The organism is Cupriavidus ulmosensis, assembly GCF_977008105.1.
This window is the reverse complement of sequence record NZ_CDRMWP010000001.1, coordinates 3,291,948-3,317,042: the sequence shown is the minus strand read 5'-3', so window position 1 is coordinate 3,317,042 and position 25,095 is coordinate 3,291,948. Positions and strand designations below refer to the sequence as shown.

The following is a 25,095-nucleotide window of genomic DNA, read 5'->3' as shown; positions in this document are numbered from 1 at the left end:
CCGCATGCAGTCCCGCATGCAGTCTCGCAAGCAGCGCGGCGAGCACGCGGCGCGGCACGGCGGCGCGCCTCATGGCTGAAACTCGGTCTGCAGCAGGGCGCGTACCGCCGGGTCGCGCCCCGCGCCCAGCGCGGTGATGCGAAAGCGCGGCTTCGTGTTCTTTCCCGCGTCGCCGTAGCCGGGCGTCAGCCATGCGCCGGAAGGGCGTTCGTGCAGCAGTTCGATCACGTAGCGCGGCAGCGCGGCCGCGCCGGCGACGCCGGCCGGGAGCGCCGGCAGGGCGATGCCCGTGAAGGTGCCGGCGGCGATGCCGGTTGCCGCGTCGGGGCCGCGCGCGTCGAGCCAGTCGTTCCATACCGGCGGCATGTCCGGCGCGGGCCGGCACAGCCCGCGCTGCGCGCCGGCCGCGCACTGTCCGGGCGGCGGCCACGCGGCCAGGCGCGGGTTGGCGCCGGTGGCGCCGGTGGCGCCGGCGCGCAGCGCCAGCAGCAGGTCGGCCTCGGCGTCCAGCAGCGCCGCTTCCGCGGCGCGGAAGGCGATCTCGCGCTCGAGCTGGTAGGCCCCGACCTGCCGCGCGGAGAGCAGGAAATGGAGACCGGCCGCGGTGGTGGCGGCAACCAGCAGCAGCATCGTGACGACCAGCAGCAGTGTCGTGCTGCCGGCCATGCGCGGGCGCGGCGCGAGCGCGGCGGCGTTCAGCACAGCGTCTCCGCGCATGGCGCCGGATTGCGCAGCCGCACCGAGGCGGTGAACACGCGGCGCAGCAGCGCGGGCCGGTCCGCTGGCTCGAACGCCACCGCGCCGTCCTGCGCGGCGGGCGCGGGCGGAAACAGGACGAGGGCCGGCGCCCGCGCGCGCTGCGCCAGCGGGCGTTCGCCACGCAGGACCAATGCGACCTGCACGGCGAGCACGCCGTGCCATGCCGGCATGCCGCGCCGGTTCATCTCCTCGGCGTGCAGGAACGTGTCGGGCCGGCCGTCGCCGGTGGTGTCGATGCCGTAGCGCAACCGCATCGTCTCGACACCGCGCACCAGCGCGCCGGAGGTCCAGCTACCGGCCTGCGCCTGTCCGTCGCGCCGGCTGGCATAGCGGCACAGCAACTGCGGTTCGCCGTCGGCACCGCTGGCCACGTAGAGCAAGTTGGCGCCCGCATACGGTGTTTCCTTTGCGGCATCGCCCACGCTCCGCGCCGCCAGCGCATAACCGCTGCAATCCACCATGGTGCGGTCCGGCAGCGCGGGCTGCCGCTCGCGCCCGCTGCCGCTGAAGCGCACCAGCAGCGCATCGCTGCCATTGACGCCGCGGCGCGCGCAGGCGGGCACCGGGCCGATGCCGGGCTGCCCGCAATCGTCGCGCCCCGACACGGCGGGCGGTGCCTGCGCCGGCATGGCCGCCGCATCCGGCCGCCAGCCGCCGTGGCGGATCAGCTGGGCAATGATGGCAAGCGCGTGCTGGCCGCGCTCTTCGAGCAGCACGAGATCGACGGCGGTGCGATAGGCGACCTGGACCGCGTGGAAGGACGACGCCGCCAGCGCGCTTACCAGCAGGCCCAGCGCAAGGCCGGTCATCAGTTCGACCAGCGTGAAGCCTTGCCGGCGCCGGGCCGTGCGTGCGGTCTTCATGGCCGGATCCACAGGGCGATGGCGCGCAGGGTCGCGCTGCTGCCGCCGGTGCCGCCGGTGCCGCCGGCGCGTGCGGCCCGGGCGTGCAGCGGACCGGCCACCGCCAGCCTTGGTCCAGCCGCGCAGGCGGGCTCGTCGTTTTCATCGCCCGTGAAGGCGAGTGAGTCGCACAGGCGCACGTGCAGCCGCCCCGCGTTTCCGCGCGCCCGCAGCAAGGCCAGCATCTGCGCCGGGTCCTCCAGTTCCGCCAGTTCGGCGCCCGCGCGCGTGACATGGCCGAGCGCCTCGTAGTGGCGCACGGCGCCGAGCGCGGCGGGCGCGAGCGCGGCGAGCGGGAGCAGCCCGATGCCCAGCACCGCGAGCGCGGCGAGGGCTTCGATCAGGAGGTAGCCGCGCGGCGCGCGGTGCGGCGCAGGTGGCCGGTCGGCGGGGCGGCCTGTCCGGCTGGTTCGGCCTGTTCGCAACGGCATGGCGATCTCGCGTGGCAGGGGATGGCCAGACGATAGCCGCGCGGCGGGGCTGGAAATGTTCCAGATTGTGGAGACTGGCTGTGGACGATTCTCAAAATCACCGGGCTACGCCAGCCGGGCCGGCCGTGCGCGCCGCGCGCCGATGCCCGCGCACTGCCGGTTTCTTGCGGACCGGCATTCAGTCCCGTCAGCAGTCCTGCCGGCAGCCCTACCAGCAGTCCTGCGTGCTCCCCGTGCTGGCGGGGGTCTTGTCGTTGAGATCGTTGATCGTCATCTGGCCGCATGCCGGGTCGGTCTTCACCGCGTTCGCGGTCAGCAGGTAGGAGCTGGCGATCCCCGTTCCGCCCGCGGCGACCGAGATGACGTAGGCGCTGGATTCGCAGTTGTCGCCGGAAGGCGTGGTGCCGCCGCCGGTGCAGGCGGGCAACTGCAATGCGGCCAGGTCGGTGGTGTACTTGTTGTTGACCGTGAAGTACCGTTCCAGCGCGCCTTGCGCCCGCAGCAGCGCGGCCTTGCCTTCGGTGCGCCGCGCGCGCAGCACGTACTGCGAGTAGTTGGGAATGGCGACCGCGGCCAGGATGCCGACGATGGCCACCGTCGCCATCAGCTCGATCAGCGTGAATCCCGGGCGCCGGCGCCGCAGGGTCGGGGAGTGGGTCATGTGCGTGTTGCTCCTGTTGCTCCTGCTCCTGATGCCATGCGGCGCGTCAATGCAGGATCTCGCGCCACGTCAGGCGGCCGGTCGGGCTGCCCGCGCTTTCGGACACGGTTTCCTGGTTGCCGCTGGTGCCGGTCAGGAACTTGCATTCCTTGTTCGGGCCGCACCGTGTCACCGTCGGCGTGGGCGTGACGCCGACCGTGGACTGGCGTCCGCCGACGTATTGCTGGCCGCCGTTGCTGCCGTTCACCATGTCGCGCGGGTCGAAGTAGCCGTCGTTGTTGACGTCGAACGGCGAGACGGGAAGCCGCCCGCCGGATAGCCCGCTGAGTTCCATCAGCCAGCTCGTGCCGCCGTTGGCGCACAGGTCGCCGGACGGAATCAGCGTGGAGAACACGATGCGGTTGCCGCGGATCTGCGGGTTGTAGACCACGCGCTCGCCCTGGGCGGGCAGGCCCGGGGAGAGCAGGTTCAGGTACCAGCCGCCGGTCGTGCCCGACTGGGAGTACGTCACGGTATTCTGGCTGACGAGCCGGTACGCAAAGCCGTTGTACTGGAGCTCCTGGCTGATGGTCTGGGCGACCAGGTTGTTGCGCGACACGGTGGCCGCGCCCACGGTGTCGCGGTCCCAGATGCCATAGAAGCTCTGCGTGCTCATGTCGGCCGGGTCGCTGGTGTCCACGTAGCGGCCGGTGCCGAACAGCACCATGAAGCCGCCGGCCGGATTGCGCATCACGTCCACCGAGGAGGTGATCGGCTGGCGCTTGCCGCCGTCGTCGGTGGCCACGAACAGCAGCGAGCGGGCGCTGGCCTGGGTCCAGGCGGACGGGCTGGTGCTGCGCAGGTCGAACTTCCACAGGTTGCCGAGCAGGTCGCCGGCATAGAGGATGTCGGTGGTGCCGTCGCCGTTGATGTCGGTCGGGAAGACCTGCGCGATGCCGTTGGCCGCGGTCGCGGCGGCGTCGTCGACCGACAGCTTCAGGTAGTCGGTGCCCAGCACCCAGCTCTTGGAGCCGGCGGGGCGGTCCAGGAACACGATGTAGATGTACCCCTTGGCGGCGGTGCTGTTGAAGCCGTTGCCGAACACCGCCGCCCACTTGCCGTTGGCCAGCTTGATGATGGCGGGCTGGCCGAACGTGTAGCCGAGGTCGGCGTCGCTGCTGCTGGTGAATTCCCACAGCACGGTGCTGGCCGCCGTGCCTTCGGCGATCGATTCGGGATCGGTCACGTCGAGCGCGTAGATGCCCTTGCCGCCCGCCGCGAGGCCGCCCACCAGCACCGTCTTCCAGGCGTTGTTGACCAGCGCGTCGCCCGTGGCCGGCGTGCCGTCGACGTAGTAGGCGTGGGTGTAGCCGGTATCGGTGAGCTTGGCCAGCGTGCCGTACAGCGGCGAGGGCACGTAGGCGAACAGTTCCTTGCCGGCGTCGGAGCCGGCGTCCGTGCTGGGGTTGGCGGAGAACGCGTGGAGCATGCCGTCGTTGGCGCCGACGTACAGCATCGGCTTGCGGTTGCGCTTGTTGGCGACGAAGGTCGCGTAGCCGGCGTCGGCCAGGCCGGCATTGGGCACGCCGACGTACTGCGGGCTGGAGTTGACGATGTCGCCCAGCAGCGTGTTGGGCCGCACGCGGAACTTGCCCTGGGCGTCGCCTTCGTTGCTCTGGTCGCCGCGCAGCCAGTTCAGGCGCGCCTGGCCCTGGGCGTCGGTGAGATTGAGCGCGGTGCGGTACGTCGCGGGCAGGTTGCTCCAGCGGAACGGGATGCCGCTGCCGGCCGCGCTGTCGTAGGACAGGATGTTGCGGTTGTTGGCGACGGCGCCCTTGAGCAGCAGCCCGGCGTCCCACAGCGCGGGCTGTTGCAGCAGGCCGTCCGCGTTCACCGCGTAGGCCAGCAGCTGGCCGGACCAGTCGGTGCCGTTGAAGCGGGCCTGGTAGATGCGCGAGCCCGTGGTCAGCGACGACGAGTTGGTCGCCACCGACGCGGCCGACGAGGTCTGGAGGATGGACAGGAACGCGCGCTCCAGCGCCGCCGACAGCGCGCCGGGGTTGGTGGCGTAGAAGTAGTTGTCGGGCAGGCCGTCGGCGCCGCCGCTGCCGTCGGACAGCCGCACGTCCCATTCGGAGACCTGGTCCGGCGTGTTCGAGCCGTTCAGGTCCTTGAAGCCGCCCCACTTCGCCGCGTAGTACAGCGGATCCTGGAACTGCGAGCCGCTCTTGCCGTTGGCGGTGTAGGTGACGCTGGTTTCCGGGTCGCCCAGCGCGCAGTTGCTGCAGCCGCCGCTGGCGTTGAGCTGCGAGCCGGACGGCGTCACCGTGACGTTGACCGGGTCGGTGTAGCTGAAGCCCAGGATGCCGGAGTGGAAGTGCGTGCCGTCCTTGTCGGTGCCGGAGACCGTGTAGCCGAAACCCTGCCCGTTGGAGGTGGACGCGGAAACCACCTTGGTCGAGATCTTGATGGTGTCGCCGCTGACGCTGTAGGTCAGCGTGCCCCACACGTCCTGGTCGTAGTCGCCGCCGGCGATGGAGTCTTCCCAGTTGACGTAGAACTTGCCGCTGGTGGCCGTCTGGCTGATGACCTTGAAGTCCACCAGCGTGCCGTTGCTGGCGGGCACGCCGCTCGGATGCAGCTGGTAGGACGGCATGATGGTGACCGTCTTGCCGTTCACGTTGACGTTGATCTTGGGCGTGGTGGTGGCGAGCTGCACCGCGTAGGTCGCGACCTTCAGCGATTTCTGGTCGCCGTCCGGCACGCCCAGCGTCTTGCCGTCGCGGATCCGGTTCATGTGCGCGAACAGCGCGGCCCCGGCGATCTGGAACGTGCCCTTCTGCGAAGGGCCTTCCGGGCAGATGCCGAGCACGTCGCTGAAATTGGACACGGCCTTGGCCGAGCACATGTTGTCGATCACCGAGCCCACGCCGCCGGCGAACCAGGTCGCCTTGCCGTCGACGCCTTCGCCGGCGCCGACCTTGTTGGTCCAGGGGCTGACGCTGCCGGTGGTGTTCAGGTCGGAGAACTTGTCGAGCTGGTCGCCATCGTAGGAGGTGACGCTGGAGTTGAACACGAGCGTGTTCAGCGGCGAGCAGTAGGGCGCCTTGCCGGGGTCGGTGGCGGGCAGGTCCAGCGGGTTCGCCCAGCCCGGACTGGTGAGCTTGAGCGTGGCGTCCTTGCCGCTGCCGCTGGCGGCAAAGCGGCTGTCCGGCGATTTGCCGGCGAAGTAGCGCAACGTTTCGAGATAGATCTCGGAGATCGGGTTGCCCCAGGTGGAGCAGTTGCCCTCATTGGCCGGCTGGTTCTGCGCGGTGCTGCCGCCGCTCGAGACGATGCCGGTCTGCTGGTAGTTGCATTTGTCGGCGTTGACGTAGCTGCCGTCGCTGTAGCTGTATCCGTAAGGGCGCAGGTGGTCGATGTTCCAGACGATGCCCTTGACGGCGCTGGTGCCGGAGAACAGGAAGGTGCCGTTGTCCGGGTTGATCTCCTGCGCGAAATTGGTCACGTTCCGGCGCAGCATGCCGCCCGAGATGTTCTTGTCGTAGGTGCCGGTCATCAGGCCGAACAGCATCTGCCCGGTCTCGCCGTACTTCTGCAGCAGTCCGTAGGGTTTGTAGGTGGTGCCGTACTGCTTGCAGTTCTCGGTGCCGATCAGGCCCGCCACGCAGACCTGCACGCGCGCGTTGAAGGTGCCGGTGGCCTGGCCGGAGCCGAGGCCGCGCGTGCCCTGCACGGGATTCTCGGCGGACGAGTTGATGCCCGAGACCGCGGCCCGGTTGCCGTTGGAGGAGCCTGAGACGGAGACGTTGTTGCTGCCGACCTTGATCGACGGCAGGAACGACCCCTGCGTGTTGTTCGCCTCGCCGTACCAGTTGCACTGCCATTTCTCGCTGGCGCCCCAGGTGGCGTAGTTGCCCTTGACCACGCGCAGCACCGGCGCCTGCGTGTTGTTCTGCGAGTTGAGGTTGCTGGAATCCTTGGGCGTGACGTTGCAGATGGTCAGGCCGCCGCGGGTCAGGTTCTTCACCGACCACGACGAATAGGTGGCGCTGGTGCCCTTGGGGTCGGACACGCCGTCCGGGTAGACGGCCACGCTGACCTGCTGGCTGCCGCTGGTGGCGGTCACCCAGCCGGTCAGCGTGGTGTTGGCCGGCGCCGCGGAATCCTTCGCCGTGAACTGGAGCTGGTCGCCGATCTGCATGTTGCTGTTGGCGCTCAGGCTGACGGTGATGACGTTGGCCCGCATCTGGATGCTGCTGGTCGACGTCACGGTGCCGATGTCGGACATCAGCTCCACGTCGCTGAACGGCACCAGCTTCTTGATGTCGGCGTCGTTGTTGTAGTACTTGGCCCAGGCGTGCGCGTCCATCGGCAGGAAGGCGCGCTCCAGCACGGTGGTGGCGTTGTCGGTCGAGCGCATGCCGCCGTAGAGGATCTTGCGCACCTCGTCGATCCGGCTCATGGTGGCCCAGTTCAGGAAGTTGCCGCTCCAGGTGGTGCCGTCGCAGTACTTGGTGGTGGTGACCGCCTTGGGCACGAAGCCCTGGATCGTGCTGCTGTCGTAGCCGTAGCACTTGTACGAGTCGAAGTAACCCGCGTAGTCGATGCCGTTGTTGTACGTGGTGTCGAGCGCGCCGTCGTTGTTCAGGTCGGTGTAGTCGTTGTACGCCTTCTGGTGCAGCGAATGGTCCTTGGACAGGTCGATCATCACCATCGGCGGGACGTTGCCGCCGGCATAGAGCGGCCGCGCGGCCAGGTTCAGCTGGGCGGCGGATGCCGAGGCGAGCGCGAGCAGGAACGACACCGCCAGCAGGACGCGCTGCAGGTGGCCGACGGGACGGCCGATAAGGCTGCCAAGGATATGCTGGGTCATGGTGGGCCCGACAGGTAATGTGACAGGTAATGGGACACGCAAGGGCTGCAAGTACCGCTCAGAAACGGACAACTTCCTGCACCGTGACCTTGGTGGCGGGATTGGCGCCGTAGCCAAGCGCGGTCACGCGAAAAACGTATTGCGTCGCACCGGCGCGCAGGCTGCCCTGCGCGATGTCCGGGATCGATTCGATGATGTAGCGCGGCTGCTGCGAGACGCCGCCCGAATTGGCATTGGCGGCCAGCGGCATCTTCTGGGCCGCGCTGAGGTTGGTTATCTCGCCCAGCGCGACCGAGCGGTTCGGGTCTTCGAGGTACAGGTCCCAGACCTGGCTGCCGCTGTCGGCGGGAACGCAGAAGCCCTTGTAGCCCTGGATGTCGCAGGTCGGGGAGGCGCCGGTGCGCCCGGTCAGGCCGCGCGTCACGCTGATGTCGTTGCGCGCGTCGCGCAGCGCGGCTTCGGCCGCCTGCAGCGCGATGTTCTGGTCGCGCGCGTTGCGGGCCATGCGCTCGGAGGACAGGCTGGTCAGGCTGGCCGCCACGCCGAGCAGCGTCAGGATGATGAGGAACAGCAGCACCATGACCAGCGAGATGCCGCGCTGCGCGCCGCGCGCTGGCTGGCGGGCGGGGGCGGGACGGCGGAGTGGGGTGGGGTGGCGCATCTCGGGGCCTAGTTCAGTCGGTTGCGGACGGCGATGTAGAAGCTGATGTGCTTGCGCAGCCGGCCATCGTCCGGCAGCGCGGCGACGCTGCCGGCGTCGCCGGCCGGCGCGCTGTCGGCGGCGGCGTAGCCCTTGCCGAAGTGGTTGAGCGTGAACGAGGCGGGCTTGGGGTTGGAGCGCGCGGCGCCGCGCAGCACCATCGAGATGCGCAGGGCCCGCACGTTGCCCATGTTGGCGATGCCGGGCGGGACGTAGCGGTTGATGGTGTCGTCGTTGTCGGTGTCCTCGCCGAGCAGCACCTGGAAGAATTCGACGCCCTGGAACAGCGGCGTGGGCGCGCCGTTGACCGTGCATTGCAGCCACGGCGTGCCGGCGGCGTCGTTGACCACGGAGAAGGTCTCCACGGTCTCGAAGTTGCCGTTGACGTTCTCGCCCAGGCAATTCACCGCGGAGCCGTCGGCCACGGGCGCGCTGGCCGGCACGGCGCCCGGGGTGGGGTCGCCGCCGGCCTTGGACGAGCCGAAGTAGCGGAACGTCACGCTGTCGCTGGTGTTGACGCCGTCGTCGTTGGTGGCGTCGAGCGGCTTGGCCGTGCCGAAGTCGTTGCCGTAGTAGGTGAAGTCGCTGTAGCCGGCCTGGCGCGCCTCGCGCTGCAGCAGCTGGCCGATGGCGCGCGCGCTGGCCTGGATGTCGGCCACGTCGCCCTGCGTGTCGTAGGAGCGCCGCTGCGCCAGGTAGACCGAGCTGGTGGCGATCATCAGCAGCATCGCGATGACCAGCCCGACCATCAGTTCCACCAGCGTGAAGCCGCGGGCGGCGGCGGGCCGGCAAGGGTGGCGGTGGCGGCGCGGGCTCGGGGTCGACGGGTTCATGGCACGAGCGCGGTGACGAAGCGTTGGGTGGCGTTCTTGCCCTCGCGCCACCAGATCTTGATGACGTAGGGCGCGCCGGGCTGGTTGTCGCAGGCCGCCGCGGCCGGACCGCTGCCGTCGTCGGGCGTGCTGTCGATGCAGACCGTGCCGGAGCCCGCCGGCAGCGCGTCGGCGAGGTCGTCGACCCAGTCCTGGAAGCTGCTGCGCGCCATCGCGTCGGTGGGGCAGCCCGCCGCCGTGTAGCACGCGGGCGTGGTCTGTCCGGTCGGCAGGTTGTAGGTGCCGGCCTTGGTCGCGGTCTCGTTGCTGCGGATCTGGTCGGCGAGGTTGTAGGCCATCACGGTGGCGATGTTGCGCATCGACGCGGTGCGGTTGTCGAGCAGCGTCTGCATCTGGAGCACGGTCAGGGCCAGCACGCCGATCGACAGGATGACCAGCGTGACCAGCGCCTCGATCAGCGTGAAGCCGCGCGCCCGGCCGGGCCGGCGGCGCGGCGCATGCTGCGGGCGCGTGGCGGCGGGGTGAGCGAGCGGGCGGCTCATGGCGTCACGACGCATTGCAGGCGGCCTGCTGGGAGCTGGCGCGGCCGGTGCCGGTCAGCGAGACCGTCAGCCCGTCGGCGGTCGAGCCGTGCTCGCAGAATTGCCAGGCGGCGTTGGGCGGCGTCGACGCGCCGAACGAGCGGAACCGCACCACGGTGCCGGAGGGGATGTTGCTGGCCACGACCGCGGTCCGGGCGTTCGGCGCATCGCTGTGGCGGACGACTTCCTCGCTGGCGCCGATCTGGCCGTCGCTGTCGGCATCGATGAAGATGACGCGGCGCCTGGACCAGTCGTCCGTGCAGCTGGCGCCGTCCGCGGTCGGGCAGATGGTGACGGTGGCGTTGCGCCGCGCGGCCTCGCTGCGCGCGGTCTCGATGTCGCTGATCAGCCTGGACGACTCGCTCGTCATCCGGCTGCGATGCAGGAAGGAACTGAAGTTCGGGATGGCCGCCGCCGCCAGGATGGCCAGCACCGACAGCGTCACCATCAGCTCGATGAGCGTGAAGCCGCCCGCGCGGGAGGCGCCGGGCCGGTCATGGCGGTTATGCAGGGGGGAGGGAGCGGCCAGGGCGTCCCGGGAGAAATCCGGACGCGGGCCATGCGGACGCGAGCCGGCCAGCGCCGCCCGTTTGCCGCACGGCGCTTTCCCCGGTGCCCACGATGGCCTGGCGCGCGCACGCGTCGCCAAGCCCGCTGCCGCGAGGCAGGAAGGCTGACCCATAGTGACTCCCGTCCGAAAAACTGTTCTTATCTGTTCTTATTTATTCTTTACCGGCGTACCTCGCCTCTGCGTGCGAGTCGACCGTACCTTCCACTGCGCATTGATCATAGCTGGCGCAGATTAAAAGGTAGTGCAGATTAAACAGCTTTCCTCGGAGTTCTGCTACCCCTTTCGAGGGGTAGACGAAGAAAATTCATCGAGCATGTCGCGGAATTCAGACACGTCCTCGAAACTCCGGTAGACCGAAGCGAAGCGGATGTACGCGATCTTGTCGAGCCGGCGCAGCTCGCGCATGACCAGCTCGCCCACCTGGCTGCTGGGGATTTCCTTTTCCCCCAGGCCGAGCAGCCGCTCCTCGATGCGGGCGATGGCGGCGTCGATGGCCTCGGCCGAGACCGGGCGCTTGCGCAGCGCCAGGCGCATGGAATCCTTCAGCTTGTCGCGCACGTAGTCGGCGCGCGAGCCGTTCTTCTTGACGATGGCGGGGAAGGAGCGCTCGATCCGCTCGTAGGTGGTGAAGCGGCGGTCGCAGGATTCGCAGCGGCGGCGGCGGCGCACGGTATCGCCTTCTTCCGACATGCGCGTGTCCAGGACCTGCGTGTTGGGATGGGCGCAAAAAGGGCATTTCATGCCTGACCACCTTGAAAGTTGAGCCTGGGCGCAGGCCGCGCGGGGCGGCGTCTCGTCATCTTGTCATTCTGTGAGACGCCGGGCCGGGTTGGCAAGGCGCGTGCCGCGCGGGGCGGCACGGGCTGCCGGCCGCCCGCGCGCAGGCGGGCGGCGCAGGGCGCGTCAGCCGTAGACCGGGAAACGCTTGGTCAGGGCCGCCACCTGCTCGCGCACGCTGGCGATGTTGGCCGCGTCGTGCGGGTTGTCCAGCACGTCGGCCACCAGGTTGGCCACCAGGCGCGCCTCGTCTTCCTTGAAGCCGCGCGTGGTCATGGCCGGCGAGCCCAGGCGGATGCCCGAGGTGACGAACGGCTTTTCCGGGTCGTTGGGGATGGCGTTCTTGTTGACGGTGATGTGGGCCTCGCCCAGGACCTTCTCGGCTTCCTTGCCGGTGATCTTCTTGGCGCGCAGGTCGACCAGCATCACGTGGCTCTCGGTGCGGCCGGAGACGATGCGCAGGCCGCGCTCGATCAGGGTCTCGGCCAGCACGCGGGCGTTCTTGACCACCTGCTGCTGGTAGGTCTTGAACTCGGGCGAGAGCGCTTCCTTGAAGGCCACGGCCTTGCCGGCGATGACGTGCATCAGCGGGCCGCCCTGGATGCCGGGGAAGATGGCCGAGTTGATGGCCTTCTCGTGCTCGGCCTTCATCAGGATCACGCCGCCGCGCGGGCCGCGCAGGCTCTTGTGGGTGGTGGTGGTGACGAAGTCGGCGTGCGGCACCGGGTTGGGGTACTCGCCGGCGGCGATCAGGCCGGCGTAGTGGGCCATGTCGACCATGAACAGCGCGCCGATCGACTTGGCCACGCGCGCGATGCGCTCGAAGTCGATGCGCAGCGCGAAGGCCGAGGCGCCGGCGATGATCAGCTTGGGCTGCTTTTCGCGGGCCAGCTTTTCCAGCGCGTCGTAGTCGATGTCTTCGTTGGCGTCCAGGCCGTAGCTGACCACGTTGAACCACTTGCCGCTCATGTTGAGCGCCATGCCGTGGGTCAGGTGGCCGCCTTCGGCCAGGCTCATGCCCATGATGGTGTCGCCCGGCTTGAGCGCGGCGAAGAACACGCCCTGGTTGGCCTGCGAGCCGGAGTTGGGCTGCACGTTGGCGGCTTCGGCGCCGAACAGTTGCTTGACGCGGTCGATGGCGAGCTGCTCGACGATGTCGACGTACTCGCAGCCGCCGTAGTAGCGCTTGCCGGGATAGCCTTCGGCGTACTTGTTGGTCAGCTGCGAGCCCTGCGCGGCCATCACGGCCGGCGAGGTGTAGTTCTCGGAGGCGATCAGCTCGATGTGCTCTTCCTGGCGCTGGTCTTCCTTCTGGATGGCGGCGAAAAGCTCGGGGTCGATCTGGTCGATCGTATAGCGGCTGCGTTCGAACATGGCGAAAAACTCGTCTTAAGAAATGGGGATCCGAATGGCTTCGGGGTAGGGCGCGCGGGGAAGGCACAGGCGACCGGCACCGGACACGCTGAACGTCCGGCGCAGGGCGCACCCTGCTTCCCATTCGCTGCCCAGGCGAGCGGCAGGCGCTTGAAACTTCGCGCCAGAGAGCTTGCGCTTCCTCGTGGTAGTACCCACTGACTTCGCCAGTCGCGCAAGATGGAATGGTTGGCGGCAGTTTACGCGAGGCGCCGGCCGGCTGCAAGACGGCCCGGCGCGGCCTAGGCGGCGGGCCCTAGCGGAAAGCCGGCGGCTTGTCTGTCAACTAATGTAATTGTTGTAATGTCGGGCAAGGGTTTACACCGGGTTGGGTCGGCTGTCCGCTACAATCGCGGCCATGAGTCACAATGTGTGGGCCCTGCGGGTGTACTGGGAAGACACCGACGCGGGCGGCGTGGTTTTCTACGCCAATTACCTGAAATTCTTCGAGCGCGCCCGGACCGAGTGGCTGCGCTCGCTCGGCATCGGGCAGCAGGCGCTCGCGGACGAAGCGGGCGTGGTCTTTATCGTCAGGAGCACGGCGGTGGACTACAATGCCCCCGCCCGTCTGGACGACCTGCTCGAGATCCGGACACGGATTGAACGGGTTGGACCGGCATCTGTCCAATTCGCCCAGGAAGCCTGGCGCGGGGAGCAATTGCTGGCCACCGGCGCCATCCGTGTCGGATGTGTTGATCGCAGCACGTTCCGCCCGACCCCTATCCCCGCCCCCGTCCTCGCAACCATCAAGACCGCCCGATGAACCCCGTGACCGTCACGCAAGACCTGTCGATCATTTCGCTGGTGCTGCACGCCAGTCTGCTCGCGCAGGCCGTCATGGCGCTGCTGCTCGTCATGTCCCTGTTTTCGTGGACATACATTTTCCGCAAGCACCTGGCGCTGCGCGCGGCGCGCACCCAGACCGAAGGCTTCGAGCGCGACTTCTGGGCCGGCGGCGACCTGCAGGCGCTGTACCAGAGCGCGGCCAACAACCGCCACAGCACCGGCGCGCTGGAACGCATCTTCGAGTCCGGCATGGGCGAGTACCTCAAGGCGCGCGAGCGCAACCACGAAGCCGGCGCGCTGCTCGACGCGGCCCGCCGCGCCATGCGCGCGGCCTACCAGCGCGAGATGGATGTGCTGGAATCGCATCTTCCGTTCCTGGCCTCGGTCGGTTCGGTCAGCCCGTACATCGGCCTGTTCGGCACCGTGTGGGGGATCATGAACGCATTCCGCGGCCTGTCGAATGTGCAGCAGGCGACGCTGGCATCGGTGGCCCCCGGGATCGCCGAGGCGCTGGTCGCCACCGCCATCGGCCTGTTCGCGGCCATTCCGGCCGTGATCGCGTACAACCGCTACGCCACCGAGATCGACCGGCTGGCCATCCGCTTCGAGAGCTTCATGGAAGAGTTCCTGAACATCCTGCAACGCCAGACCCGCTGACGCCACGGTTCGCGCAAGACACACGGATACGTAGCCAAGGTCAAGGAGAAACCCGCATATGGCAGCGATACAGCGCCGCGGCGGCTCGCGCCGCCGGGCCAGTGCCGAGATCAACGTCGTGCCCTATATCGACGTGATGCTGGTGCTGCTCGTCATCTTCATGGTGGCGGCACCGATCGTGAATCCGGCGGTGGTCGACCTGCCCACCGTGGCCAACGCCACGCCGCAGCAGAAGGCGCCGCCCATCGTCGTGACCGTGCACGAGGACGGCCAGCTGACCGCGCGCGGCAAGGACAATGCCGGCAACGCCTTCGACCGCAAGGTCGACAAGGACGGCCTGCTGGCATTCGTGCACCAGCGCCAGGAAGAGAACCCGGACCAGCCCGTGGTGATCGCCGCCGACCGCGCGGTCAAGTACGAGTCCGTGCTCGACGTCATGTCGGTGCTCAAGGGCGACGGCGTCAAGCGCGTCGGCCTCATGGTCAAGTCAAAGTAACCCGACATTCAACAGGCATCGCCGCGCGAGATGAAGACCGCCGCCTATCCTTATCAGCCGGTCAAGGAGCGGGGAACCCTGCGTTCCTTCCTGCTCGCGCTCTTCATGCATGTGCTGCTGGGCATCGTGCTGTACTACGGCGTGCACTGGCAGAGCAGCACGCCGGTCGGCGCCGAGGCCGAGCTCTGGGACGAGATCCCCGATACCGCCGTGGCGCCGCCGCCCCGGCCCGCGCCGCCGCCCGAGCCGGTCGCGCAGCCGCGCCCGGTGCCGCCGGCGCCCGCGGTCCGGTCGCGCGCCGAGGAAGAGGCCGACATCGCGCTCGAGCAGCAGAAACGCCGCCAGGCCGAGGCCGCCGCCCGTGAGGAAGCGCGCCGGCAGGCCGACCTGCGCGCGCGCCAGGAAGCCGAGCGCCAGGAAGACGCCCGCAAGGAAGCGCAGCGCAAGGAAGACCAGCGCCGCGAAGATCAACGCCGCGAGGACCAGCGCAAGGAGGACTTGCGCAAGGAAGCCCAGCGCAAGGAAGACGCGCGCAAGCTCGCCGCCCAGCAGGAACAGCAGCGCAAGGAGCAGGCCGAGCGCGACCGCAAGGAAGCCGATGCCAAGGCGCGTGCCGACGCCAAGGCCCGTGCCGATGCGAAGGCCCGCGCCGACGCCGCCGACGCCAAGGCGCGCGCGGAGGCCGACGCCAAGGCCAAGGCCAGCGCGGACGCCAAGGCCGCCGCTTCCGCGAAGGCCAAGGCGGACGCCGATGCCAAGGCCCGCGCGAATGCCGCGGCCGGCGCCCAGCGCCACGCCGAACTGGCGCGCCTGCAGGCGCTGGCCGGCGGCGCGGCGGCGCCGGGCGGGGCCGGCGGTGTCGGCAGCAGCGCGGGCAGCGGCGCCGGCAGCGGCGGCAAGGCTTCGCCGGGCTATTCGGACCGCGTGCAGCGCCGCGTGCAGCCCAACGTCAAGTATTCGGAGGACTTCCCGGCCAGCCTGGCGGCCGTGATCGCGGTCAGGCTGGCGCCGGACGGCGCGCTGCTTTCCGCCCGGGTCAAGACCTCGAGCGGCAACGCGGCGTGGGACGAGGCGGCGCTGCGGGCGGTGCAGAATTCGGACCCGCTGCCCAAGGATGAGAATGGCAAGGCACCCCCGAGTTTCGACATCCGGCTGCGCCCGCATGCCAACTGACGGCGCGAACGTAACAATATGCATAGTGAGCGGAAGCCCGGCGACGATGCAGCTACTATCTAGCCGTCCTTGCCGCTCATGTCCGGCAAGGACGGCGAGTCAACCCATCTGTTAGGAAACCGTTAGGAAACCACATGCGATTCTGCAAACGGAACATAGCCTGGATCAAGGGATTCCTCCTTGGCGGCCTGTTGCTGCTGGCAACCGGCGCGCAGGCGCAATTCACGGTCGAAGTCACCGGCGTGGGCCCTACCCAGTTCCCGATTGCCACCGCCAATTTCCAGGGCGAGGCGCAGGCCCCGCAGAACCTGACCGCGATCATCCGCAGCGACCTGCAGCGCAGCGGCCGTTTCCGCAACGTCGACGTGGCCGGCGCCACCGTGGCCGAATCGGCCAGCGTCGACCTGGGCAGCTGGAAGTCGCGCGGCGCCGACGCCTTCGTGGCCGGCAGCGTGACCCCGGCCGGCAACGGCCAGTACGACGTGCGCTTCCGCCTCTACGACACGCAGAAGGGGCAGAGCCTCGGCGGCCTGGCCTTCACGGTCAGCGCCGGCCAGCTGCGCGTCACCGCCCACAAGATCGCCGACTACATCTACGAGAAGCTGCTCGGCGAGCGCGGCGTGTTCGCCACGCGCTTGTCCTACGTGGCGCGCGTGGGCGGACGCTACCAGCTGCTGATCTCGGATTCGGACGGCCAGAACTCGCAGGTCGCGCTGACCAGCAACGAGCCGATCATCTCGCCGTCGTGGTCGCCGGACGGCACCAAGGTCGCCTACGTCTCGTTCGAGGCCAGGAAGCCGGTGGTCTACGTGCATGACCTGGCCTCCGGGCGCCGCACGCTGGTGTCCAACCAGAAGGGCAACAACAGCGCGCCGTCGTGGTCGCCCGACGGCCAGCGTCTGGCGGTGGCGCTGTCGCGCGACGGCAATACCCAGATCTACCAGGTCAACGCCGACGGCTCCGGCCTCAAGCGCCTGACCCGCAGCAGCGCCATCGACACCGAACCGCAGTACGCGCCGGACGGCCGCGGCATCTATTTCACCAGCGACCGCGGCGGCGCGCCGCAGATCTACCGCATGCCCGCGGGCGGCGAGGACGCCGGCGCGGCCCAGCGCGTGACCTTCAAGGGCAGCTACAACGTCAGCCCGCGCATCTCGCCGGACGGCAAGCAGCTGGCCTACATCACGCGCAGCGGCGGCTTCAAGCTGCAACTGATGGATCTGGGCAGCGGCGACGTCACCGCGCTGACCGACACCGCCAACGACGAGGCCCCCAGCTTCGCCGCCAACGGCAAGTACATTCTTTACGCCACCCGGGTGGGAGGTCGCTCGGTGCTGGCGGCGGTATCCACTGACGGGCGCACCCGGCAGGTTCTGTCCCTCCAGTCCGGCGAGGTTCGCGAGCCGTCCTGGGGTCCATTCATGCAATAACGAGGAGTATCAAGCCATGACCCAAATGATGACCAAGACCCTTGCCGTCGCCGCCCTGCTGGCGCTCGGCGCCTGCAGCTCCGGCGTCAAGCTGGACGACACCGCCAACGCCGGCGCTGGCAAGGGCGGCACGGCGACGGACGCCCGCGCCGTGGCGCCGGTGGACGTCTCGCGCGATCCGCTCAACGACCCGAACAGCCCGCTGGCCAAGCGCAGCGTGTACTTCGACTTCGACAGCTACAGCGTCAAGTCGGACTACCAGGGCCTGCTGTCGGAGCACGCCAAGTACCTGGCCAGCAACAAGGGCCGCCGCATCCTGATCCAGGGCAACACCGACGAACGCGGCACCAGCGAGTACAACCTGGCGCTGGGCCAGAAGCGCGCCGAGGCCGTGCGCCGCTCGCTGTCCTCGCTGGGCGTGCCCGACACCCAGATGGAAGCCGTCAGCCTGGGCAAGGAAAAGCCCAAGGCCACCGGCCATGACGAAGCCGCCTGGGCGGAGAACCGCCGCGCGGACATCACGTACTAATCTGCGCACAGGCACCTCATGAACGCACGCGTCTCCAAACTGGTATTGCTCACTGCGATGTCCTGCGCCGGCCTGCTGCCGGTCGCGCAGGCACGGGCCGGCGTATTCGACGATGACGAGGCGCGCCGCGCCATCGTCACCATGCGCGATCAGTTCAACGGCTTCCAGGCAACCGCATCGCAGCGCATCGACCAGAACAGCCGCGCCCAGCTGGACATGCAGAACCAGCTCGAAGGCCTGCGCCAGGAAGTGGCGCGGCTGCGCGGCCAGAACGAGATGCTGCAGAACGAGGTGGCCACGCTGCAGAAGCAGCAGAAGGACTACTACGCGGACCTCGATGCGCGCCTGAAGAAATTCGAGCCGCAGCAGGTCACCGTGGACGGCCGCGAGGGCTTGTCGCAGCCTGGCGAGAAGACCGAGTACGACGCCGCGCTCAAGCAGTTCCAGACCGGCGACTTCAAGGGCGCCGGCGGCGTCTTCTCGGGCTTCATCAAGAAGTACCCGCAGAGCCCGTACGTGCCGCTGGCGCAGTTCTGGCTCGGCAACTCGCTGTACGCGCAGCGCGACTACCGTGGCTCCACCACGGTGCTGCAGAACATGGTGCAGGCGTACCCGGACCACCCCAAGGTGCCCGATGCGCTGATCGCCATCGCCAACAACCAGCTCGAGTCCGGCCAGAAGGCCGCGGCCCGCAAGACCCTGGAGCAGGTGGTGTCGAAATACCCCGGCACCGAGGGCGCGCAGGCGGCCAGCAACCGGCTCAAGACGCTGAAGTAAGCGGGCGCGGAACGACGAAAGGCCGCCAGTGGCGACACTGGCGGCCTTTTTCTTTTGCCCGCGGCACGCCTTGCGCGCGCGGGCACCGCGCTTATTCCGGCAGGTCCTGGCCCTTGGTTTCCGGCAGGAACCAGGGCAGCACCATGCCCAGCACGTAGACCGAGCCGAAGATCAGCGCGGCCTGCGCCACGCCGCCGAACGACTTGATCAGCGTGCCCGACAGGATCGGGAAGAACCACGCGATCAGGCGCGCCGAGTTGAACACGAAGCTGACCGAGGTGGAGCGCACCGAGGCGGTGAACAGCTCGGCCGGGTAGATCGCCAGCCAGGCGAACGCGCAGCCCAGCGTGAAGAAGCCGTTGATGGGCGCGACGATCTGCATCTGCTGCACGGTGCCGACCCAGGCGTAGGCCATGACCGTGGTCAGCAGCGAGCCGGCGAACGTGAGGAACAGGAACCAGCGCCGGCCCATCGCGTCGATGAGGAAGCCCGAGGCCACGTAGGCCACGATCGCGCCGATGGTGTAGGTGATGTTGACCGAGGAGATCCAGCGCTGCGGGTTCTCGACGTGGGCGGCGGCGGCCAGCGCCCCGGTGTAGACCGGCAGCCAGCTCGAGACGGCCCACCAGCCGACGATGGTGACGATCGACAGCGCCGTGGTCAGCGCGATGCGGCGCGCGGCTTCGGGCTCGCGGAAGATCTGGGTCAGCGTGAAGGGGCGCTTGCCCGCGTCGCCGGCCTGCGCGGCGCTGCCCTCGGTGGCGCCCCAGCGCTTGTTGCGCACGGCCTCGATCCACTTCTCCGACTCGTCCACGCCGCGGCGCATGTAGAGCACGAAGAACGCCGGCAGCGCGCCGACCACGAACATCACGCGCCAGTTGTCGGCGCCGAACGGGTTGAACTCGCCCAGGAAGTACCAGATCACCGCGGCGATCAGCGTGCCCCAGCCGAAGCCCGACTGCAGGAAGCCCGCGCCCTTGGAGCGCGCCTCGCGCGGCCAGGTCTCGGCCACCAGCGCGATGCCGGTGCTCCATTCGCTGCCCATCGCCAGGCCCGTCACGAAGCGCAGCGCGCTTAGTTGCCAGACGTCCTGGACCAGCGCGGTGAAGCCGGTCAGCACCGCGTACAGGAAGACCGACCACATCATCATGCGCTTGCGGCCGACGTAGTCCGCCATGGTGCCGCCGATCAGCCCGCCGATGCCCCAGCCCAGCAGCGTGATGCCGATGACCACGCCGCTGTAGATGGAGCGCGAGCCCAGTTGCTCGGGCGTGAGCACCGACTGCATCAGCGAGGGCAGGATCACGATCAGCGCCAGCGCCTCGTAGCCGTCGAAGATCCAGCCCATGAAGGCGCCGTTGAGCGTGCGCCAGTGCTTGGCCGTGAGGTTGGCGCGCCACGAGACGCGCGGCGCGGTGAGGGTGGTGTCGGTCTGCATGGGGATCTCCTGCAATCGTTGTAGTTTGGATGTCGAAGTGGGATGTCTCGGGGACGGGATGTTTCAGGGCGGCGCGCCGGCGCCGCCCGCGAGCCACGGCTCCAGCGCCAGCCGCTCGCGCTCGAAGGTCTCGATCGCGGCGGCGTGGCGCAGGGTGTCGCCGATCTCGTCCAGGCCGTCGAGCAGCATGGCCTTGTTGAACGGGTTGATGTCGAACGCATGCGCGGCGCCGTCCGGTTCGCGCACGGCCTGCGACGGCAGGTCGATGGCGAGGCGGTAGCCGGGGCGCGCCTGCACGGCGGCGAACAGCGCGTCCACCGCCGCCTCGGGCAGCACGATCGGCAGCAGCCCGTTCTTGAGGCAGTTGCCGCGGAAGATCTCGGCGAAGCTCGGCGCCACCAGCGCGCGGATGCCCCATTCGGCCAGCGCCCACACCGCGTGCTCGCGGCTGGACCCGCAGCCGAAGTTGGCGCGCCCCAGCAGGATGCCGGCGCCCTGGTAGCGCGGCTGGTTCAGCGCGAAGCCGGGCACCGGGCGGCGCCGCGCGCAGTCGTCGCCGGGCTCGGCCGCGTCGAGGTAGCGCCATTCGTCGAACAGGTACGGCCCGAAGCCGGTGCGCCCGATCATTTTCATGTACTGCTTGGGCAGGATCGCGTCGGTGTCGACGCTGGGGCGGTCCACGGGGACGACGAGCGCGTCGAGGAAGGTGAAGGGCTGCATGGGTGCGGCGGGCCTAGCGGAAAGTGGAAACGTCGACGAAATGGCCGGAGATGGCGGCGGCCGCGGCCATCGCCGGGCTGACCAGATGGGTGCGGCCGCCGCGTCCCTGGCGGCCTTCGAAATTGCGGTTCGAGGTCGAGGCGCAGCGCTCGCCGGGGCTGAGGCGGTCTGCGTTCATGCCCAGGCACATCGAGCAGCCCGGCTCGCGCCACTCGAAGCCGGCGGCGCGGAACACCGCGTCGAGCCCCTCCTGCTCGGCCTGGCGCTTGACCAGCCCGGAGCCCGGCACCACCAGCGCCTGCACGATGCGCGCGGCCACCTTGCGGCCGCGCACCACCTGGGCCGCGGCGCGCAGGTCCTCGATGCGCGCGTTGGTGCACGAGCCGATGAACACCTTGTCCAGCGCGATGTCGCGGATCGCCGTGCCGGGCGCCAGGTCCATGTAGGCCAGCGCGTTGCGCAGGCCGGCGCGCCGCACCGGATCGGCCTCGCGCTCGGGGTCGGGCACCGCGCCATCGACCGCGCAGGTCATGCCGGGCGTGGTGCCCCACGTGACCTGGGGCCGGATCCCGGCCGCGTCGACCGTCACCTCGCGGTCGAAGGCCGCGCCGGAGTCGCTGGCGAGCGTGCGCCAGTAGGCCTCGGCCGCGTCCCACTGCGCGCCGCTGGGCGCGTGCGGGCGCCCGCGCAGGTATTGCAGCGTGGTGTCGTCGACGGCCACCATGCCGCAGCGCGCGCCGGCCTCGATGGTCAGGTTGCACAGCGTCATGCGGGCTTCCATGCTCATCGCCCGCACCGCGCTGCCGCAGAATTCCAGCGCGTAGCCGGTGCCGAAGTCGGTGCCGAAGCGGCCGATGAAGGCCAGCGCCGCATCCTTGGCGGTGACGCCGGCGCCGAGCTCGCCCTCGATCGCCACGCGCATGGTCTTCATGCGCGGCAGGCGCAGGCACTGCGTGGCCAGCACGTGCTCGATGTCGGAGGTGCCGACGCCGAAGGCCAGCACCGCGAAGGCGCCGTGCGTGCTGGTGTGCGAATCGCCGCAGATCAGCGTGGTGCCGGGCAGCGTCATGCCCTGCTCGGGCGCGACCACGTGCAGGATGCCCTGGCGGGCGTCGTTGAGCGGGTATTCGGTCAGGCCGAACGCGCGGCAATTGGCCTGCAGCGCCTGCACCTGCGCGCGCGCCACGGGGTCGGCGATGGCGGCGATGCCCTGGCTGCGGTCCGTGGTCGGCACGTTGTGGTCCGACATGGCCAGCACCGACGCCGGGCGGTGCGGCGCGCGCCCGGCCAGGCGCAGCCCGTCGAAGGCCTGCGGGCTGGTGACTTCGTTGACGAGATGGCGGTCGATGTAGAGCAGCGTGGTGCCGTCGTCGTTTTCGCGGACGGCATGGCGGCGCCAGAGTTTTTCGAACAAGGTCTGAGGCATCGCGGATCGGCAAGTGAGCATTGGGCGGACGCAGCCCCGCAGGCCTGTGCTAGGATCTGCGGCCAGGTCGCCCGACATGGCACGGGCCCGGCGCAGGCAGGCTTCGTGCGGCGGTCGAGGAGGGCATGCTAGCGTCCGCGCCGGCGCGCCGCTATTTCTTTTTCGACAATTCAGCCATCGCGACATGAGATGGCTGGCCCGCATCCGCCACGGAGGATCCCATGCGCTTCGACGTCGAATCCCTGCGGGTCTTCGCCGCGGTGGTGGAGCAGGGCAGCATCGCGGCCGCGGCCCAGGCCACCCACATCGTCGCCTCGGCGGTCAGCCGCCGCATCTCCGACCTGGAAAGCGACGCCGGCACGCCGCTGTTCGAGCGCCACAGCCGCGGCGTGCGGCCCACGCCGGCCGGCCAGACGCTGTACCGCCACGCGCGGCGCATCTTCGAGCAGTTCCAGCAGGCCGAGGGCGAGCTCGACGAATACACCAAGGGCGTGCGCGGCCACGTGCGCATGTCGGTCAATTTCACGGCGATGGTGCACCACCTGCCGCAGGCGCTGCACCGCTTCCTGTCGGCCAACAGCGCCATCAAGATCGACCTGATCGAGAAGACCAGCGACGTGATCGTGCGCATGGTGGAAAGCGGCACGGTGGACTTCGGCATCTGCGCGCTGACCACGCCGCCGGAGCGCCTGTCGACGCTGCCGTACCGCGTCGACCGGCTGTTCTTCATCGTGCCCGAGCACCACCGCTACGCCGGCCGCGCGAGCCTGCGCTTCGAGGAAGTGCTGGACGAGGACTTCGTCGGCATGCAGGACGGCGCGTCGATCCACACGCTGTGCCAGCGCGCCGCCTCCGCCTGCGGCCGGCGCCTGAAGCTGCGCATCCAGGTGACCAATTTCGAGGCGGTGCGCAACATGGTGGCGGTCGGCCTGGGCATCGGGCTGCTGCCCGAGGTCGGCATCCCGGAGCGCATGCCGGGGCTGGTGAAGGTCGCGCTGGACGAGCCCTGGGCCGAGCGCGAGCTGAAGATCGTGTTCCGCGACTTCGACGAGCTGCCGGCGGCGGCCAGGCTGCTGATCGGGCAGCTGGCCTCGCCCTGACGCGCGCCGCCTGCCCGCATCGGCGGTCTTCCGCCATGCTCGCGCTAAAATGCGGGATTCGCCCCGATTTTCCGCGCGCCGCCGCCAGGCGCCGCGCCCCCCCGCCATCATGAAAAAACGCGCTATCGTCCTGCTCTCCGGCGGCCTGGACTCCGCCACCGTCCTGGCCATGGCCAACGCACAGGGCTTCGAGACCTATGCCCTGTCGATGCGCTACGGCCAGCGCCACTCCTCCGAGCTGGACGCGGCCAGGCGCGTGGCCGCCGCGCTCGGCGCCGCGCGCCACGAGATCATCGACCTGGACCTGCGCCGCTTCGGCGGCTCGGCGCTGACCGACGACAGCCTCGACGTGCCCACCGACGGCGCCGTGGGCGGCATCCCTGTCACCTACGTGCCGGCGCGCAACACCATCATGCTGTCGCTCGCGCTGGGCTGGGCCGAGGCCGTGGGCGGGCGCGACCTGTTCTTCGGCGCCAACGCGGTCGACTACTCCGGCTACCCGGACTGCCGCCCCGAGTACGTCTCGGCCTACGAGACGCTGGCCAACCTCGCCACCAAGGCCGGCGTGGAAGGCGAGCGCATCCGCGTGCACGCGCCCATCATCGACATGACCAAGGGCGAGATCATCCGCGCCGGCGTCCGGCTCGGCGTGGACTACGGCATGACCGTGTCGTGCTACCAGGCCGACGACGACGGCCGCGCCTGCGGCGTGTGCGATTCCTGCCGCATCCGCCGCGCCGGCTTCGAGGCCGCCGGCGTGCCCGATCCGACCCGCTACCAGGGCGCGGCCTGAAGGCGGCCTGAAGGCAACCCGAAGGCGGCCGGCAGCGCCGCGCCGCCGCGCGCGGCGCCCGCCGGCACCGCTTTGCTTTCCTTACCCGATCCGACCCGTTTCCACCGTTCCGCTTCCCCCCGCCGGACATCCATGCCCGAAATCGACCTCGCCGCGCTCAACCGCATCGTGCTGGCCAGCACCTTCCTCCTGACCTTCCTGTTCGGCGCGGTACTGCAGCGCACGCACTTCTGCACGATGGGCGCGGTGTCCGACGTCGTCAACATGGGCGACTGGAACCGCATGCGCATGTGGGGGCTGGCCATCGGCGTGGCCATGATCGGCACCGCCGCGCTGGCCGCCGCCGGCCTCATCGATCCCACCAAGACCATCTACGCCGCCAGCAAGCTGGGCTGGCTCTCCGCGCTGGTCGGCGGGCTGATGTTCGGCTTCGGCATGGTGCTGGCCTCGGGCTGCGGCAGCAAGACGCTGGTGCGCATCGGCGCGGGCAACCTGAAATCGCTGGTGGTGTTCGTGTTCCTCGGCCTGTCGGCCTACATGACGCTGCGCGGCCTGTTCGGCGTGATCCGCGTCAACACCGTCGACACGGTAGCGCTCACGCTGCCCACCACGCAGGACCTGCCGTCCGTGCTCGCGCATGCCAGCGGCATCGCGCGGCCCGCGCTGCAGCTCGGCCTAGCGCTGGTGCTGGGCGGCGCGCTGGTGGCCTGGGCGCTGGCCGGGCGCGGCTTTCGCACCTTCGACAACCTGCTCGGCGGCTTCGCCGTGGGCCTCGTCATCGTGGCGATGTGGTACGTGTCGGGCCACCTCGGCTACGTCGCCGAAGACCCCAACACGCTCGAAGAACTGTTCGTCGGCACCAACAGCGGCCGCATGGAAAGCCTGAGCTTTGTCGCGCCGTATGCCTACACGCTCGACTGGCTGATGATGTTCAGCGACAAGAGCAAGGTGCTGACCATCGGCATCGTCAGCGTGTTCGGCGTGGTGGCCGGGGCCGCCGCCTGCGCGCTGGCCACGCGCACGTTCCGCTGGGAAGGCTTCGGCAATGCCGAGGACGTCGGCAACCACATGGTGGGCGGCATCCTGATGGGCGCCGGCGGCGTGACCGCGCTGGGCTGCACCATCGGGCAGGGTCTGTCGGGCGTGTCGACGCTGGCGATCGGCTCGTTCATCGCGCTGGCCGGCATCCTGGCCGGCGCCGTGCTGGGTTTCCGCTACCAGATATGGCGCCTTGAGCGCATGGCCTAGCACAGCCGCCGGGCGCCCGAAGGTTGACATTGAAGCCAT

Annotated in this window: 24 protein-coding genes and 1 riboswitch; of the genes, 10 read left to right on the top strand and 14 right to left on the bottom strand. The window is 69.4% G+C overall.

Annotated elements, in window-relative coordinates; translation table 11 throughout:
* Positions 1–69 precede the first annotated feature (69 nt).
* The 11 genes from ACWTPI_RS15290 to glyA all read right to left on the bottom strand — a co-directional run bounded on the left by ACWTPI_RS15290 (position 70) and on the right by glyA (position 12,444).
* Positions 70–702 carry a pilus assembly protein gene (locus ACWTPI_RS15290; RefSeq protein ID WP_454732058.1) on the bottom strand — a complete coding sequence of 211 codons (633 nt, stop codon included), beginning with the start codon at positions 700–702 and terminating at the stop codon, positions 70–72.
* Positions 696–1,622, bottom strand: a complete 927-nt coding sequence (locus ACWTPI_RS15285) for a PilW family protein (RefSeq protein WP_454732057.1) — start codon at positions 1,620–1,622, stop codon at positions 696–698. The genes ACWTPI_RS15290 and ACWTPI_RS15285 overlap by 7 nt, the downstream gene beginning before the upstream one ends.
* The gene (locus ACWTPI_RS15280; protein WP_454732056.1) at positions 1,619–2,092 is read right to left on the bottom strand and encodes a hypothetical protein; all 474 of its coding nucleotides are present in this window, start codon (positions 2,090–2,092) and stop codon (positions 1,619–1,621) included. The genes ACWTPI_RS15285 and ACWTPI_RS15280 overlap by 4 nt, the downstream gene beginning before the upstream one ends.
* 208 nt (positions 2,093–2,300) lie before the next feature.
* Entirely contained in the window at positions 2,301–2,753 is a 453-nt protein-coding gene (locus tag ACWTPI_RS15275) for a type IV pilin protein (RefSeq protein WP_020204262.1), read from the bottom strand.
* Positions 2,754–2,799: 46 nt separating this feature from the next.
* A complete protein-coding gene (locus ACWTPI_RS15270; RefSeq protein ID WP_454732055.1) occupies positions 2,800–7,608 on the bottom strand; it encodes a pilus assembly protein in 4,809 nt (1,602 codons plus the stop codon).
* Positions 7,609–7,666: 58 nt separating this feature from the next.
* On the bottom strand, positions 7,667–8,269 hold the full coding sequence (locus ACWTPI_RS15265) for a pilus assembly PilX family protein (protein WP_082079455.1): 603 nt from the start codon (positions 8,267–8,269) through the stop codon (positions 7,667–7,669).
* A gap of 8 nt (positions 8,270–8,277) precedes the next feature.
* Entirely contained in the window at positions 8,278–9,141 is an 864-nt protein-coding gene (locus tag ACWTPI_RS15260; RefSeq protein ID WP_020205624.1) for a PilW family protein, read from the bottom strand.
* The gene (pilV, locus tag ACWTPI_RS15255) at positions 9,138–9,683 is read right to left on the bottom strand and encodes a type IV pilus modification protein PilV (RefSeq protein WP_454732054.1); all 546 of its coding nucleotides are present in this window, start codon (positions 9,681–9,683) and stop codon (positions 9,138–9,140) included. The genes ACWTPI_RS15260 and pilV overlap by 4 nt, the downstream gene beginning before the upstream one ends.
* Before the next feature lie 4 nt (positions 9,684–9,687).
* Positions 9,688–10,404, bottom strand: coding sequence for a GspH/FimT family pseudopilin (locus tag ACWTPI_RS15250; protein ID WP_454732053.1), 717 nt, complete (start codon positions 10,402–10,404; stop codon positions 9,688–9,690).
* A 162-nt stretch (positions 10,405–10,566) separates the two neighbouring features.
* Positions 10,567–11,034 carry a transcriptional regulator NrdR gene (nrdR, locus tag ACWTPI_RS15245; RefSeq protein ID WP_020205621.1) on the bottom strand — a complete coding sequence of 156 codons (468 nt, stop codon included), beginning with the start codon at positions 11,032–11,034 and terminating at the stop codon, positions 10,567–10,569.
* A 162-nt stretch (positions 11,035–11,196) separates the two neighbouring features.
* Positions 11,197–12,444, bottom strand: a complete 1,248-nt coding sequence (glyA, locus tag ACWTPI_RS15240; protein ID WP_020205620.1) for a serine hydroxymethyltransferase — start codon at positions 12,442–12,444, stop codon at positions 11,197–11,199.
* A gap of 122 nt (positions 12,445–12,566) precedes the next feature.
* Positions 12,567–12,668: riboswitch (ZMP/ZTP riboswitch) on the bottom strand.
* Positions 12,669–12,841: 173 nt separating this feature from the next.
* On the opposite strand from glyA, the gene ybgC reads away from it, so the two are divergent.
* The 7 genes from ybgC to ybgF all read left to right on the top strand — a co-directional run bounded on the left by ybgC (position 12,842) and on the right by ybgF (position 18,331).
* Positions 12,842–13,246: a tol-pal system-associated acyl-CoA thioesterase gene (gene ybgC / locus ACWTPI_RS15235; protein WP_029044165.1), complete on the top strand. Its 405-nt coding sequence runs from the start codon at positions 12,842–12,844 to the stop codon at positions 13,244–13,246.
* Positions 13,243–13,926 carry a protein TolQ gene (tolQ, locus tag ACWTPI_RS15230; protein ID WP_059411252.1) on the top strand — a complete coding sequence of 228 codons (684 nt, stop codon included), beginning with the start codon at positions 13,243–13,245 and terminating at the stop codon, positions 13,924–13,926. Before ybgC ends, tolQ begins: the two co-directional genes overlap by 4 nt.
* Before the next feature lie 58 nt (positions 13,927–13,984).
* Complete coding sequence (gene tolR, locus ACWTPI_RS15225) at positions 13,985–14,422, top strand: protein TolR (protein ID WP_020205616.1); 438 nt, start codon at positions 13,985–13,987, stop codon at positions 14,420–14,422.
* 30 nt (positions 14,423–14,452) lie between these two features.
* Positions 14,453–15,595: a cell envelope integrity protein TolA gene (gene tolA / locus ACWTPI_RS15220; RefSeq protein WP_454732052.1), complete on the top strand. Its 1,143-nt coding sequence runs from the start codon at positions 14,453–14,455 to the stop codon at positions 15,593–15,595.
* A gap of 134 nt (positions 15,596–15,729) precedes the next feature.
* Entirely contained in the window at positions 15,730–17,025 is a 1,296-nt protein-coding gene (tolB, locus tag ACWTPI_RS15215; RefSeq protein ID WP_052166008.1) for a Tol-Pal system beta propeller repeat protein TolB, read from the top strand.
* Between the two features lie 16 nt (positions 17,026–17,041).
* Positions 17,042–17,554: a peptidoglycan-associated lipoprotein Pal gene (gene pal / locus ACWTPI_RS15210; protein WP_029044163.1), complete on the top strand. Its 513-nt coding sequence runs from the start codon at positions 17,042–17,044 to the stop codon at positions 17,552–17,554.
* An 18-nt stretch (positions 17,555–17,572) separates the two neighbouring features.
* Positions 17,573–18,331, top strand: a complete 759-nt coding sequence (ybgF, locus tag ACWTPI_RS15205; protein WP_029044162.1) for a tol-pal system protein YbgF — start codon at positions 17,573–17,575, stop codon at positions 18,329–18,331.
* 91 nt (positions 18,332–18,422) lie between these two features.
* Here ybgF and ACWTPI_RS15200 read toward each other — a convergent pair whose 3' ends face one another.
* The 3 genes from ACWTPI_RS15200 to leuC all read right to left on the bottom strand — a co-directional run bounded on the left by ACWTPI_RS15200 (position 18,423) and on the right by leuC (position 21,915).
* A complete protein-coding gene (locus ACWTPI_RS15200) occupies positions 18,423–19,769 on the bottom strand; it encodes an MFS transporter (RefSeq protein ID WP_020205611.1) in 1,347 nt (448 codons plus the stop codon).
* A 63-nt stretch (positions 19,770–19,832) separates the two neighbouring features.
* Positions 19,833–20,489: a 3-isopropylmalate dehydratase small subunit gene (leuD, locus tag ACWTPI_RS15195; protein WP_454732051.1), complete on the bottom strand. Its 657-nt coding sequence runs from the start codon at positions 20,487–20,489 to the stop codon at positions 19,833–19,835.
* A 13-nt stretch (positions 20,490–20,502) separates the two neighbouring features.
* The gene (gene leuC / locus ACWTPI_RS15190) at positions 20,503–21,915 is read right to left on the bottom strand and encodes a 3-isopropylmalate dehydratase large subunit (protein WP_454732050.1); all 1,413 of its coding nucleotides are present in this window, start codon (positions 21,913–21,915) and stop codon (positions 20,503–20,505) included.
* Between the two features lie 221 nt (positions 21,916–22,136).
* On the opposite strand from leuC, the gene ACWTPI_RS15185 reads away from it, so the two are divergent.
* The 3 genes from ACWTPI_RS15185 (at position 22,137) to ACWTPI_RS15175 (ending at position 25,056) form a co-directional block, all read left to right on the top strand.
* Positions 22,137–23,015 (top strand): LysR family transcriptional regulator, encoded by an 879-nt coding sequence (locus ACWTPI_RS15185; RefSeq protein ID WP_059411256.1) that lies wholly within the window; start codon positions 22,137–22,139, stop codon positions 23,013–23,015.
* A 109-nt stretch (positions 23,016–23,124) separates the two neighbouring features.
* Positions 23,125–23,808, top strand: coding sequence for a 7-cyano-7-deazaguanine synthase QueC (gene queC, locus ACWTPI_RS15180; protein WP_020205607.1), 684 nt, complete (start codon positions 23,125–23,127; stop codon positions 23,806–23,808).
* A 132-nt stretch (positions 23,809–23,940) separates the two neighbouring features.
* Positions 23,941–25,056 (top strand): YeeE/YedE family protein, encoded by a 1,116-nt coding sequence (locus ACWTPI_RS15175; protein ID WP_454732049.1) that lies wholly within the window; start codon positions 23,941–23,943, stop codon positions 25,054–25,056.
* The last annotated feature ends 39 nt before the right edge of the window (positions 25,057–25,095 follow it).

Bases quoted from the DNA above. Each gene is read 5' to 3' on its own strand.
- pilV (WP_454732054.1), bottom strand. From the start codon at position 9,683: ATGAGCCGCCCGCTCGCTCACCCCGCCGCCACGCGCCCGCAGCATGCG.
- leuC (WP_454732050.1), bottom strand. From the start codon at position 21,915: ATGCCTCAGACCTTGTTCGAAAAACTCTGGCGCCGCCATGCCGTCCGC.
- tolQ (WP_059411252.1), top strand. From the start codon at position 13,243: ATGAACCCCGTGACCGTCACGCAAGACCTGTCGATCATTTCGCTGGTG.
- ACWTPI_RS15265 (WP_082079455.1), bottom strand. From the start codon at position 8,269: ATGCGCCACCCCACCCCACTCCGCCGTCCCGCCCCCGCCCGCCAGCCA.
- leuD (WP_454732051.1), bottom strand. From the start codon at position 20,489: ATGCAGCCCTTCACCTTCCTCGACGCGCTCGTCGTCCCCGTGGACCGC.
- ACWTPI_RS15275 (WP_020204262.1), bottom strand. From the start codon at position 2,753: ATGACCCACTCCCCGACCCTGCGGCGCCGGCGCCCGGGATTCACGCTG.
- ACWTPI_RS15175 (WP_454732049.1), top strand. From the start codon at position 23,941: ATGCCCGAAATCGACCTCGCCGCGCTCAACCGCATCGTGCTGGCCAGC.
- tolA (WP_454732052.1), top strand. From the start codon at position 14,453: ATGAAGACCGCCGCCTATCCTTATCAGCCGGTCAAGGAGCGGGGAACC.
- ACWTPI_RS15285 (WP_454732057.1), bottom strand. From the start codon at position 1,622: ATGAAGACCGCACGCACGGCCCGGCGCCGGCAAGGCTTCACGCTGGTC.
- nrdR (WP_020205621.1), bottom strand. From the start codon at position 11,034: ATGAAATGCCCTTTTTGCGCCCATCCCAACACGCAGGTCCTGGACACG.
- ACWTPI_RS15260 (WP_020205624.1), bottom strand. From the start codon at position 9,141: ATGAACCCGTCGACCCCGAGCCCGCGCCGCCACCGCCACCCTTGCCGG.
- queC (WP_020205607.1), top strand. From the start codon at position 23,125: ATGAAAAAACGCGCTATCGTCCTGCTCTCCGGCGGCCTGGACTCCGCC.
- ACWTPI_RS15270 (WP_454732055.1), bottom strand. From the start codon at position 7,608: ATGACCCAGCATATCCTTGGCAGCCTTATCGGCCGTCCCGTCGGCCAC.
- tolR (WP_020205616.1), top strand. From the start codon at position 13,985: ATGGCAGCGATACAGCGCCGCGGCGGCTCGCGCCGCCGGGCCAGTGCC.
- tolB (WP_052166008.1), top strand. From the start codon at position 15,730: ATGCGATTCTGCAAACGGAACATAGCCTGGATCAAGGGATTCCTCCTT.
- ACWTPI_RS15185 (WP_059411256.1), top strand. From the start codon at position 22,137: ATGCGCTTCGACGTCGAATCCCTGCGGGTCTTCGCCGCGGTGGTGGAG.
- ACWTPI_RS15280 (WP_454732056.1), bottom strand. From the start codon at position 2,092: ATGCCGTTGCGAACAGGCCGAACCAGCCGGACAGGCCGCCCCGCCGAC.
- ACWTPI_RS15250 (WP_454732053.1), bottom strand. From the start codon at position 10,404: ATGGGTCAGCCTTCCTGCCTCGCGGCAGCGGGCTTGGCGACGCGTGCG.
- pal (WP_029044163.1), top strand. From the start codon at position 17,042: ATGACCCAAATGATGACCAAGACCCTTGCCGTCGCCGCCCTGCTGGCG.
- ybgF (WP_029044162.1), top strand. From the start codon at position 17,573: ATGAACGCACGCGTCTCCAAACTGGTATTGCTCACTGCGATGTCCTGC.
- glyA (WP_020205620.1), bottom strand. From the start codon at position 12,444: ATGTTCGAACGCAGCCGCTATACGATCGACCAGATCGACCCCGAGCTT.
- ybgC (WP_029044165.1), top strand. From the start codon at position 12,842: ATGAGTCACAATGTGTGGGCCCTGCGGGTGTACTGGGAAGACACCGAC.
- ACWTPI_RS15200 (WP_020205611.1), bottom strand. From the start codon at position 19,769: ATGCAGACCGACACCACCCTCACCGCGCCGCGCGTCTCGTGGCGCGCC.